11 protein-coding genes are annotated in these 12,237 nt (G+C 46.0%); 6 read left to right on the top strand and 5 right to left on the bottom strand.

Translation table 11 applies throughout. The features are described 5' to 3' along the window. Positions 1-24: 24 nt before the first annotated feature. Positions 25-483, bottom strand: a complete 459-nt coding sequence (locus KIO97_RS04570) for a GNAT family N-acetyltransferase (RefSeq protein ID WP_212582808.1) — start codon at positions 481-483, stop codon at positions 25-27. Positions 484-648: 165 nt separating this feature from the next. Here KIO97_RS04570 and eno point away from each other — a divergent pair, with 165 nt between their 5' ends. Continuing rightward, on the top strand, positions 649-1,932 hold the full coding sequence (eno, locus tag KIO97_RS04565) for a phosphopyruvate hydratase (protein ID WP_051117903.1): 1,284 nt from the start codon (positions 649-651) through the stop codon (positions 1,930-1,932). Positions 1,933-2,000: 68 nt separating this feature from the next. Here eno and KIO97_RS04560 read toward each other — a convergent pair whose 3' ends face one another. Beyond that, positions 2,001-2,471, bottom strand: a complete 471-nt coding sequence (locus KIO97_RS04560; protein WP_045383767.1) for a GNAT family N-acetyltransferase — start codon at positions 2,469-2,471, stop codon at positions 2,001-2,003. A gap of 132 nt (positions 2,472-2,603) precedes the next feature. Here KIO97_RS04560 and KIO97_RS04555 point away from each other — a divergent pair, with 132 nt between their 5' ends. Then, positions 2,604-3,794 (top strand): MFS transporter, encoded by a 1,191-nt coding sequence (locus tag KIO97_RS04555; RefSeq protein ID WP_285381208.1) that lies wholly within the window; start codon positions 2,604-2,606, stop codon positions 3,792-3,794. After that, complete coding sequence (gene yidZ, locus KIO97_RS04550) at positions 3,769-4,740, top strand: HTH-type transcriptional regulator YidZ (RefSeq protein WP_285381207.1); 972 nt, start codon at positions 3,769-3,771, stop codon at positions 4,738-4,740. The genes KIO97_RS04555 and yidZ overlap by 26 nt, the downstream gene beginning before the upstream one ends. Before the next feature lie 44 nt (positions 4,741-4,784). Here yidZ and KIO97_RS04545 read toward each other — a convergent pair whose 3' ends face one another. Next, positions 4,785-5,675 carry an alpha/beta hydrolase gene (locus KIO97_RS04545; RefSeq protein WP_285381206.1) on the bottom strand — a complete coding sequence of 297 codons (891 nt, stop codon included), beginning with the start codon at positions 5,673-5,675 and terminating at the stop codon, positions 4,785-4,787. 148 nt (positions 5,676-5,823) lie between these two features. Here KIO97_RS04545 and KIO97_RS04540 point away from each other — a divergent pair, with 148 nt between their 5' ends. Then, complete coding sequence (locus KIO97_RS04540) at positions 5,824-6,741, top strand: LysR family transcriptional regulator (RefSeq protein ID WP_285381205.1); 918 nt, start codon at positions 5,824-5,826, stop codon at positions 6,739-6,741. An 8-nt stretch (positions 6,742-6,749) separates the two neighbouring features. Here KIO97_RS04540 and KIO97_RS04535 read toward each other — a convergent pair whose 3' ends face one another. After that, the gene (locus KIO97_RS04535; RefSeq protein WP_045454177.1) at positions 6,750-7,640 is read right to left on the bottom strand and encodes an aspartoacylase; all 891 of its coding nucleotides are present in this window, start codon (positions 7,638-7,640) and stop codon (positions 6,750-6,752) included. A gap of 61 nt (positions 7,641-7,701) precedes the next feature. Beyond that, complete coding sequence (locus KIO97_RS04530; RefSeq protein ID WP_285381203.1) at positions 7,702-8,580, bottom strand: 6-carboxytetrahydropterin synthase; 879 nt, start codon at positions 8,578-8,580, stop codon at positions 7,702-7,704. 202 nt (positions 8,581-8,782) lie between these two features. On the opposite strand from KIO97_RS04530, the gene KIO97_RS04525 reads away from it, so the two are divergent. Continuing rightward, entirely contained in the window at positions 8,783-9,634 is an 852-nt protein-coding gene (locus KIO97_RS04525; protein ID WP_050906064.1) for a DMT family transporter, read from the top strand. A 409-nt stretch (positions 9,635-10,043) separates the two neighbouring features. Further along, positions 10,044-12,227 carry an FUSC family protein gene (locus tag KIO97_RS04520; RefSeq protein WP_285381201.1) on the top strand — a complete coding sequence of 728 codons (2,184 nt, stop codon included), beginning with the start codon at positions 10,044-10,046 and terminating at the stop codon, positions 12,225-12,227. Positions 12,228-12,237 lie beyond the last annotated feature (10 nt).

The raw sequence follows: 12,237 nt of genomic DNA, 5'->3' as shown, positions 1-12,237 counted from the left end.
TTAGTTTGCTAAAAATCCATGGCCCTAGCTCAGCTCTAGGGTCATAAATTGGCTGTTCGGATCGAGTTCGTAATCCCCGAAAGGCTCGCAGTAGACAAAGCCATGTTTCTCATACAGCAGACGGGCAGGCTCAAAAAATTCCATCGACCCCGTTTCCAGACTTAATCGTCGTAGCCCTTTTTGCTTCGCTTGCTCAATCACATGAATCAATAATTGAGACGCCACACCTTGGCCTCTTGCCGATGGCGTAGTGCGCATTGATTTCAGCTCTGCGTGTTGCTCGTCCAATTCCTTAATCGCAGCACAACCAAGTAGCTGTTCCTCTTTCCATCCAGTCCAAAATGTCACTTCTGGCGCTTTCAGTTTATCCAAATCTAGCGCATGTACGCTCTCTGGTGGCGACGTGGCATACATATCTTGCAAATGCTCTTCTAGCAGCGCAATGACCTCTGCTCTTTCTAAATTATCGACTTCAATTTTCACATGTCTTCCTTGATGACGAGGGGTAAATCTTTATGAAATTTATGTGAAAACAGCCACATAAACAACATCCTTGAACATCAAAGCTATCAAAAGCCGCCCATATTATAAATCGGAGTCTACACTCTAAAATCGTTTCTCCATCTAAATGATCATTAAGGACAAAATATGGATTTCTTGATTGAGGATATTCTGGCGCGCGAGATTTTGGATTCACGCGGAAATCCTACCGTTGAAGTAGAAGTAACACTAGGTTGCGGTATTACCGCGAGAGCTTCTGTTCCGTCTGGTGCGAGTACCGGTTCACGAGAGGCTGTTGAGTTACGTGATGGTGACGATGCCCGCTTTGGTGGCAAAGGTGTACTTAATGCCGTTCAACTGATCAACACTGAAGTGCTTGAGGCTATTGTTGGTTTAGACTCTCGAGATCAAGCACTGATTGATCGCATTATGATCGAGTTAGACGGCACCGAAAATAAGTCTCGTCTGGGCGCAAACGGCATTCTTGGGGTTTCTTTGGCCGTAGCTCGCGCATCCGCGATGACAGCAGACATCCCACTCTATCAGTATCTCGGTGGTGTAGGCGCTAACCTTCTACCCGTGCCTTGCATGAACATCCTCAACGGTGGTGTACATGCTCGCTGGCAAGGCCCGGATTTTCAGGAATACATGATCGCGCCATATGGAGCTAAAAACTTCAGACAAGCGGTGCAATGGGGCAGCGAAGTCTATCATGCTCTACGCCAGGTTCTGCTTGAGTCAGATTACTCTGTTGGTGTCGGTGATGAAGGTGGCTTTGCTCCTGCAGTGAAATCAAACCGCGAGCCATTGGAGCTGATTGTCAAAGGGATTGAGAGAGCTGGACTGAAACCTGGTGTCGATGTCGGTATCTGTATGGACCCAGCCTCTAGTGAATTCTATGAGAATGGTAAATACAAGTTGCGCTCAGAGAACCGTGAACTGACCTCCGCAGAGATGATTGAATACTACGAGAAGTTGGTTGAAGATTTTCCGGTCGTCCTTCTTGAAGATGGCTTGGCGGAAGACGATTGGGACAACTGGCCACTACTAAATGAGAAGCTTGGCGGTAAGATCGAAATCGTCGGTGACGATCTTCTCGTTACTAATACCAAGTACATACAGAAAGCGATTGAGATGAATGCTGCCAATTCAGCATTGATCAAACTGAATCAGATTGGCTCTTTAACCGAAACCATTGAAGCGATTCAAATGTGTCACCATGCTGCATGGGGCGCGTTTGTTTCTCACCGCTCGGGGGAAACCACAGACAGCTTCATTGCTGATATGACAGTCGCACTTCGCACAGGTCACCTCAAAACAGGCGCACCATGCCGTGGTGAACGTGTCGAAAAGTACAACCAGCTTATGCGCATTGAAGACGAGTTAGGCTCAATGGCGGTGTTCGCTGGCCGCAAAGCCTTCATTCGCTAATCCATCAATACGCCGAAAAAAAGCCGCACAGTGTGGAACTGGCGGCTTTTGAGTGTTTGGCAAAATAATTACAAGGCTTGTCGCATGATGTGCTGAGGCCCAACCGGACCACCATGATACAGCTCGTTAGTATCTTCAAACCCCGCCTTTAGGTAACACTGGTAGGCGGGGACATTTCGACAATTAACCGTTAGGTAGAGAAATTCAAACGTTGGATAATGCAACTTAACAAAATCCCCAAACAGTCCGATTGCTTGCTTCGCAATACCTTTGCCTTGATGGCGATGATCCACCAGTAATGAGCGAACACCTAAACTTCTTTGAGGGCAAAAGTCATAATCTTCACTGTACGCAGCATCAAATAAAAAGAACCCGACCACACGATCATCTTCAAGGATCAAATGAGGTAGCTCTGTCGGTTTAAGACTTTCCAATCGCTTACCAATATTCTCAACCGTAAACTGAGCTTGATCTTCCAAGACTTGCAGCTCAATGGTTTGAGCGTGTCGACATGGCGTATACTTTTCAATAGTAATCATGGTCATCCTTGTTTAATTTACATTCGATTCATACAGGGTATGTCGTAAATGGAAATACCTACGGTCGTAATTCCCACTCGCAGGCAAACGTTTCACATTCTATTATCCTCGCCAGTTGTCAGTGAGGTTATTATGTTCCGTTTTCTGCTTTGTAGTTTTTCCCTTGTATTACTCTATCCTACCGCGATTGATCTTTACCTTGTAGGTTTGCCACAAATTGCAGCCGATTTACACGCCAACGAGTCACAATTACATATCGCGTTCTCTATCTATCTCGCGGGAATGGCAACCACTATGCTATTTGCAGGCAAGATCGCCGATTCCATTGGCCGAAAACCCGTTGCTATGGTTGGCGCAGCGATCTTCATTGCGGCATCACTACTTGGCAGCATGGCTGAGCAATCCACTGCATTTTTAATCGCACGTTTTGCCCAAGGTATTGGAGCAGGCTCTTGTTACGTGGTTGCTTTTGCCATTCTAAGAGACACGTTGGATGATAAACGCCGCGCTAAAGTGCTATCTATGCTCAACGGCATTACCTGCATCATTCCGGTCATCGCGCCAGTGATTGGGCACTTGATCATGCTTAAATTCCCTTGGCAAAGCCTGTTTACCACTATGGCAGGCATGGGTGTGGTGGTTTGTTTGCTTTCAACCTTGATGCTCAAAGAATCAAAGCCTAACGTAATACCAGAACAAAACACCGTTTCAGCTTCTAACCAAGAAACCTTCTGTGAACGCTTTTTTATCAGCCGACTCATCATTACTGCCATTGGCGTGACCACCATTCTTACCTACGTGAATGTCTCTCCAATGCTGGTGATGGACGAACTTGATTTTGATCGTGGTGGGTACTCTTCGGTCATGGCTGGCACGGCATTAGTCAGTATGATCACTTCTTTCTCTGCGCCATTGGCTTTGTCTTACTTTAAGCAACGTACTCTGATGTTGATTTCGCAAACCTTGCTTCTCAGCGCTGCAATGGTGATTGGTTTTGCGCATCTAAACCAATGGGGAATCCCATTTTACTTATTCGGATTTGGGCTGATTTGCGCTGGCTTCTCGATTGGCTTTGGCGTGGCCATGAGTCAAGCGCTCAACCCTTTCTCTCTGCGTGCAGGTGTAGCAAGCTCTCTGTTGGGTATCGCTCAAGTGTGTTGCTCTGCCCTCTACATCTGGTTTATGGGTTTCATCGGCGTTAATGCGCTGAATATGTTGGTGTTTGTGTTAGCTACAGGTGGCGCAATCAGCCTGTCTCTAATACTATTTATTCCTAAGCCTGCTCATGAAAGCCACTATGAAGAAGTCACTAGCCCGTCTTGATCTTAACCTGTTGTTCACTCTGCAATTGCTGCTGCAAGAGCAGAGTGTTTCTAAAGCGTCGAAGAAATTAAACGTCACGCCTTCAACGGTAAGTAAATCGCTCAATAAGCTTCGTGACTGGTTTGATGATCCTCTGTTTGTCAAAACACCAAAGGGATTAGCACCCACTCCGTTAGCGCAAAGCATGGAGCAAGATCTGGCGGAATGGCTACAAATTGGCAGCCAAATTGCGGAGAAACGCAGCGATATAGCCCCGAAAGGCGTGCGTTTTGATCTGACCATTGAATCCCCGTTAGTGCTGACGATTCTTGATGATCTTCTTGTTGCAATCCACCAGCGCTACCCAGACGCCAAAGTCAAAACCAGTAACTGGGATTACGATTCACTCGATGCGATTGTGCGTGGAGAGGCAGACATCGGCTTTACCGGCAGAGAGAGCCATCCCCGCTCGAAAGAGTCACTCGACCTGCTCCCTTACTTCCTCGATTTTGAAGTGCTGTTCTCAGATTTACCTATGGTGTACTTGCACAAGAATCACCCTGCTTTGGAGCAGGAATGGAATCTTGAGACCTTTTTGAGCTATCAACACATCAACATTGTTTGGGAAAAGAGTGAAACATGGGCTTTAGATGAAGTGTTGAGTGAACTTGGCCTACAGCGCTCTATTGGCTTAACCATGTCGAGCTTCGAGCAGTCTCTGTTTATGGCCGCGCAACCACACCACAATATGCTGACCACAGCGCCGCAGTACTGCGAGAGTTACACCAAGAAGCTGCATCCAGATTTGGTGTGCCTACCCATTCCATTGGAACAAACTCAACAAGATAAACTGCTGATCCCGTTCACCATGATTTGGCACAAACGTAATGCGTACAACCCAAAACTGGTGTGGTTACGAAATACCATTAAGTCACTTTATGGTTGTTCCAGTGACATCGATAAATAGCAAAAGGGGCGATATTCTCGCCCCTTTTTCTTCTAATGGTGTGATTAGCTAAAAAACTCAATGATCTGCTCAACAGCTTGATCAACGTATTCGTCTTCGTCATAGAGCCCAATGTGATTCGCACCTTCAATTCTAATCAATTGTTTAGGCTGCGAAGCCGCATCAAACATTTGCTCACTTTCGTATGCGGAATCCGCTTCTGTACCGACAATCATCAGCAGTGGTGTCGGTGTCAGATTTGCAGCAATATCCAACGCAGAAAAGTTAGCCAACGTCTCATAAGACCAAGGCAAAAATTTGCTTTCGTATAAGCCTTTTGCTCCGCGCTCTGTCATGTAGTACTGGTAGAACTCTCTAAACAGACGTGGCATTTCCTCACTATCTTCAGTTGGTGCATGAGGCAGAAAATCAATCTGCCCAGTAGCAAGATAACGTTCTCTCGCTTCATTACCTTTAAGCAGTAAATCTAACAAACCCTCTCGACCAATGACGTTGTGATAAAAACCTCGGTGGTCAAAGTAAGCACTCACAGTCGCAAGTGATTTTACGCGTCTATCTGTCGCAACGGCGTGAGCTAAATACCCGCCGCCAGAACAAACACCTAACCCATGGATTTGCTCGTTGTTCACATACGATAAAGAACGTAAATAAGTGACCCCATTGCGGCAATCTTCCGCTTTACTGTATGGGTTCTCATGAAATCTTGGTGCACCTTCACTCGCGCCAAAACTGGCATGGTCAAACGTTAATACCACAAATCCCTTGGCAGCAATTTTCTCGGCGTAGATTCTTACCGTCTGCTCTTTCACACCCGCCTGTGGCGCTGCAATCAAAACCGCGGGTAAAGGATTCTCCACTACGGATGGACGATGAATTTCCGCTGCAAGTCGGTTGCCATTGCTGAAAAATGAAGCTTCATATCTTGTTACTGTCACTCGATTCACTCTCTATGGTTAACGGTTTTTTAGACGATAGAGACGAACATTCACAAACATTTGTACTCTGCTCCTCTCTTTTAAACCAGTATAAGGAGCGCTATTATTCAGATATATATAGGCATTATGAAAACACTGTTAGGTTTACATGAACAATCTATCTTGGCGAGGTATTCGAGCGTTTATTTATGTGGCGGAATGTGGAAGCTTTACCTCCGCAGCCGAAGCGATGGGCGCATCAAAGGCAAACGTGAGTCAGCTCGTGAGTGAATTAGAGTCCTCGCTAGGTGTTCAATTGCTTTATAGAACCACACGTCAGCTTCGCCTTACTGAAATTGGCGATGGTTACTTTCGCAAGTGCAAAGAAGCAATGCTACAACTGGATGCCGCCGCAGAGTGGGCACAGCAAACCACCAGCGAAATTAAGGGTCGGATCCACATGAATTCTGTCGGAGGTCCGATTGGCGAAGAGCTCATTGCACCATTGGTGATGAGCTTTCAATCCGCCTACCCGAACGTAGAAGTAGAGCTCGATTTCTCAAAACATCGCGTTGATCTTATTGAAGATAGCTACGACTTAGTCCTCCGAGTCGGCGAAATGCCAGACTCCACTCTCATCGCGCGCCGACTCACCACACTTCGCACGCACTATGTCGCAAGCCCAGACTTTCTCGAACGGCACCCGAAGATCCTCATACCAGAAGATCTTAAAGCCTTGCCTTTGATTCACGGCAGTGTGGATCATTGGATTATGAAGAATCACAATGAGCAGCGCATCATCAACGTATGGCAAGGCATTAAAGCGGCAACTGGCAGAACCATGCGGCATGCGGCGGTTTCTGGACTAGGAGTAACGCGACTAACCGATGTGTACTGCCATGCTGATTTGGCATCAGGTAGACTTATCGAAGTACTCCCTGAATGGTCAGAAAAAACCTTACTTTCGCTCGTCTGTCCGCCAGTCAAATATCAACTACCACGAGTCAAAATGCTTATGGACTGGATAAGCGAACGATTCGAAGAGCACTATAAACAGTTCAGAATTGAGGGCGAACACCCAAGCTAAGCTCGGTTTCAATCACTCGCGCGAACGCATTTTTTCTCAGCAAGTGCCATAGCGATATTGGCTTTGCTGTACGCACTCTCATTGATGAAGTGCGGATAGATCTCCTGTTTACCTTCCCAAAAAATGTCGTAGCCAAAGAAAGTTGCGAGTAAGGGCTCTCCAGGTTTCACCACTTCGAAATCTCGTCCACAGATCATAGGGTGCACTATTGCGGCACGCATACCATCGTGGTCGACAGGGATCATCACTTCTTCGGTGTAAAAATACGCGTCGTAGTCGTTCAACTCACCAACTCGACCAAGGTTATGCTGTTCAAGGTAATCGAGCACCATAGTCAGCATCTTTTTCATCAGCTCAAGAGTCTCGTACTTTAGCGAACCATGCGCTTGAGCCCCAACTTCAATCATCACACCATGCTGCCCAGTGGTGCACAAGTAAGGTTGATCATCCCACGCTTTTCTGTCTTCAAACAAGATGTTGGCTTCTGGCATACGTTGCTTCACATAAGCCCCCATCTTGCGATAGAACACATCGTTAGAAACCAAAATCAAGGTCGCGCCCATGTTACTGGTGGTGTTATGTAGGTCGACGATAAGTTGCTTTTCTTCAGCGGCATGAGTTTGGGTAAATTGCTTTGCCAATTCTGTCTCTTGCAGGCTCCCGCCTTCACCATGAGAAGAGGCTGATGAATTCGCAAGCGCAAACTCGCGGTTTAAATCCGTCTCAACATAACGAACGTTTTGCTTTACCGCTTCCGGGTTGCCAAGCACACATTGAGTGCTGAACGTAGAGCGTTCAGCATCGTAAAGACGATCTTTGATGAGCTTTTGAAGATAAATGCCAGAAAGCTCATTACCATGCGTACCTGCTACGAGCAGAACACGATTAAGTTTGTCCATAAAAGTGATATTCCAAATATTGAGTAAAAGTGAGTTTAGATTGAGATTCGGCGGCGCCTTCTTAGCGAAACGCCATTGCTCCTTTCCCTACGCCTTCATAAGCAATGATTTGTAACGGCTGTCCTGCATCCAATGAAGGAGCGATTTCATTGGCGATAAACACAGCCAACAACTCTACCGTCGTATCGGTGTTCAACACCTCGGTTTCGCTGTGCGCGATAGCAAGTTGGAAGTCACCTTGTGAAGTGGTGTATCGGAAGCCAAAATGCGTGTCACAGTTGATGAGGCTTGCATGTTCACTTAGCTCCAGGTGACCAATCTCGACTAGGTCTTCGATGGATGCGAGGTAGATATCTTGCCAACGCTGTGCAAAAGCGTGCTCACGAGCGATATCTCGCTGACCATCAACCAGAATTTGGATCGGTGAACGATGCCCGTGCGCAATGCGCTGGCAGTTACCGTCGTGTTTTTTCAAACCGTGGGTGTAGTGATAATACGCACCATCAAGTTTTTCATGACGCAAGGTCAGATCAATCGATGCGACATTACTTGGCAGATGACCTTGCAGGACGTCGTGGATGTGTTGCGTTACGCTCTCTATTGAGATGTCTTCCGCGTTCACAAAACAAAATGCTTCATCGGGGCAATTCAGGTGAATACTCTTTTCTCCACGCATAAGATCCACTTGAGAATAGCCCGCTTTGGCATTGGTAATTTCCACCGCCTCGTTCTTTACGGGTATAAGCAAACGGTGATCAACATATTGATCCACCAATTGCTTGATTTGTTTTTTCACTTTAGAGAAATCCAGCACCATGCTCATCTCATTGAGATCACCATGCATTACTACGTCCAGAATCCAACTCTCACCCACCATGCCTCGTGTTTGACACAGGTATGAAGCATCAATAACCGTGAGATCGTTAACAAATAGATTCAATCTGAATTCCTCATTCTATATCGAGCATTAAAATCAAATTGTTATACTATAACACTTGCCGTTGTTACTCAATTTCGCAAAATGATGACTTTTTGACTCAATGCTGCACTATGTTTTCAGCTAGAACTAATCGCTTTATCAACTAATTAACGCTTTCTGTTTAACGCTACACTGCAGCTCTGACCGAACGTGAGGATAAGGAATGTCGACATTTTTACTGACCGCAATTGCTATGTTGGCGTTTGCTGCTAACTCGTTGCTGTGCCGTTTGGCACTGGCAGCCGATTTGATTGACGCGGGCAGTTTCACTCTTATCCGTTTGTTCTCTGGCGCAGTCACTTTAATGGTCATCATACTTCTGCGCGGAAACTGGCGCAGCCAGATCCCTTCTCGTCGATTCAGTTTATTCGCTGGGATGACCTTATTTGGCTATGCTGCACTGTTCTCTTTTGCTTATGTAAAACTAGCAGCCGGAACGGGCGCACTGCTACTTTTTGGTGCCGTACAACTGACTCTACTCGTGATTTACTGGTGGCAAGGAGAGCGCTTTAAACCCCTCGAAGTGATTGGTATTGCCGTTTCTTTGATTGGATTTGCGTGGCTAATGTTGCCATCTGCAACACGCCCAGATGTTTGGTCTGCCCTATTAATGGTGGTTTCTGGTATCTGTTGGGCAGGGTTTACCGCCTTAGGTAAGCAAGCGCCAACACCAACCAGCGGTATTACTTGGGGATTCATTACTGCTTCTATCTTAGGACTTTTGCTCTCACCTTTTTTACTTGGATCGATGCAATTTACGCCGAAAGGCATACTGTTAGCAGTGGCATCAGGAGCCATCGCTTCTGGTTGCGGTTACGTGCTTTGGTATCAAGTGATGAAGAAACTTACATTATTGCAAGCGGCGGTAAGCCAACTTTCCGTGCCAGTTATTGCTTTAGTGCTAGGAAGCTTTCTGTTGGGTGAAGTGCTGACTGTACATTCCATCACTACCAGCTCAGTCATTCTTGGCGGTATCAGTTTGGTATTTTTATCTCGCTCTCAAAAAAGTGCTTAACACTCAGACAAGCCAATAAAAAATCGAAACTTTCCTCTAAACTTCAAGAACATCATCTATGCTTTTGTTAGGTATTTGTTTTCACAAAATGTTGGAAGTATTCAATACCTAAGACGCTGGCGACTTATATTGATTTGAAATTTGGTGTGGTAATTCCTGCAAATATGTATCAGTAATGAGATTTTCTAGCTAAACGTTTTCTTGCTCATTTTTCCCTCATGCCATAAGCGGTGGGGAGTGAAGGGTGATTTGGGCACTTTTACCTCATTTGGTTTTGACAAAGGATTTACAAACCACTTCTTTTCAATAGCTATATTCCGCCTCCGCGATTTATTCAGAACGAAATTCTGATTATTGATTGAATAAATTCATCGACTTACAACCATAAGCCTGAGCTAACTGTGACACCATGAACGATAAAAGCAAATTCGCCACAAAAGTAGCGCTTAGCCTGACTCTGGCTTATCTGATCCCGTTTTCAATGGGTTGGCCGCAAGCGTCTACGGCGGCGACCACTGTTATGCTGATCGCTTCAACAGGCAGCCGACGTGAATCTTTAGCTAAAGGTACTTTGCGTGTGCTTGGCACCCTGGTTGGGGCTGTTATTGGTTTATTGCTCGTGGGCATGTTCGCTCAAGACCGCATTATGTACATGCTCAGCGTTTCTGTGGTCGTGTCCTTTATCTTTTATTTCCGTAACGCCTATCAAAAAGACCCAACCTTGCTGGCGCTAACCGGTGTGATGACCTTGATGATGTCAAACGGTGGCGATGCAGAAGGTGCCTTCATGTATGGGGTTGACCGCGCTTACATGACCATCTTTGGCGTAGTGCTTTACACTTTGGTGGGTACTTTCTTATGGCCGACGAAGACAGAACAAAACCTTCGTCAGCTAATTGAACAGCTCAACCAAGCTCAGCAAGCGCTGTTCGCGGCAATCTTACAGAACTTCGAAGAGAGGCAAGCTCAGCAACAAGGGTTAGTCCCAGCTTCAGGTAAACAAGATACTGAAGAGGAGGATGAAGAGCCTCAACCCACCATAGAAGACCTATTAGACAAAGTATTCGCCGCACAAAACGCGTTAGAGCAACGCTTCGCAGCCGTAAGTGTCGAGTGCAGTGACGTGTCGGCCTACATGAAAGAGTGGCAACTCGCTGTTCACTTCAACAAGCAAATTACCCAAGAACTCAGCGTGGCAGCACACAGCCACTTTAGCCACCAGCAAGACCGAGGCTGCATCAATAACTTCGATCAAGCCATCGAAGAAATTCAAGCGCTATTCAAAACCTGCCAAGAAATGTGGGACAACGAAGGGCCAGCTTACCGCGCTCAGGAATTTAAGGTTGATTACAACCAACAAGCTTTGTCAGACGCTCCCCATCTAGTCAAAGGCTCTGCCTTGACACTGGGCCACTTACTCAAGCTGATGCATCAGAGCTTATCTCGCCTTGCGGAGAGCATCAGCTGTATTGATTCGGTCACCAATAGTGTCTCGTTCAAACAAGATCTGCCGAAGCAGAAGAGTAAATTCCTTTGGTGGGATGCAGAGAACTTCAAAACCGCAGTAAAAACCTTCACCACCTATTGGGTAGCAGGATTGATTTGGATTTACTTTAATCCACCCGGTGGCTACTCGTTTGTTACCTTCTCCACCATCTTCATGTCACTGCTGTCGTTTGTTCCGATTCACCCATTTATGTTGCTGATCTTGTTCACCTTCGGCTTCTTGTTTGCGGTGCCTTCATACGTCTTCATACTGCCGGGATTGGAACTCGGAGGCGAACTGGGCTTGTTCATCTTCATCTACACCTTTATCGGTTTCTACCTGTTTAAAGGACCGGTGACCATCTTCTACATGATTGGATTGTTTGTCCTCGGTCTGGACAACAACATGACCTATCACTTTGGTATTCTGATGACGATCATGACTTTGTTCTACATGGTGGTGTTCATGATCATCTTCGCGCACTACTTCCCTTTCAGTTCTCGCCCAGAACATTTGTTCTTAACACTGAAAGAGCGCTATTTCAGGCACATTGGCGACCTATTTATCAGCTATCATGAACAGTCTGAATCCACATTTAATAAGATGAAACGCTCACTGCACTTGGTGACGCTGAACGTTTCCTCTAAAAAGCTCAAAGTGTGGGGGTCGAAGATCAACCACAAGCTGTTCGACAAGACACCGCCAGAAGCAATTGGTGCATTCAGCAAGTCTTGTGACGCCTTAAGCAACCACGTAAACATCTTGATTGCCGCCGAACAAAAGCTATTAAGTAACCCACTTATCAAACAGTTACGCAGCAAACATACCGATTCCATATTACCTCTGATGGCCGGTGCATTAGCAAGCCACCAGACGACCGACGAACTCGATTCTGTGTTCGAACAATACAGCCAAGATTACCAATCCTTTGAAAATAAACTGGAAGATTTCTTTAGTGAGTTGGATTTATCTGACTACGCTTATTCAGAGATAGCTGGTTTTTATATCTTACTGAATTTAAAACGAAACGTGTTCGAAGCGATAAATCAATGCAAGCAAACCTACGAGGATATCGATTGGGTGAACTTACGTCAGAAGCGGTTTTAAAGGTGAGGAT

Source organism: Vibrio sp. B181a (assembly GCF_030248375.1).
GTDB classification, from domain to species: domain Bacteria; phylum Pseudomonadota; class Gammaproteobacteria; order Enterobacterales; family Vibrionaceae; genus Vibrio; species Vibrio campbellii.
This window is presented reverse-complemented; position numbering and strand designations above follow the sequence as displayed.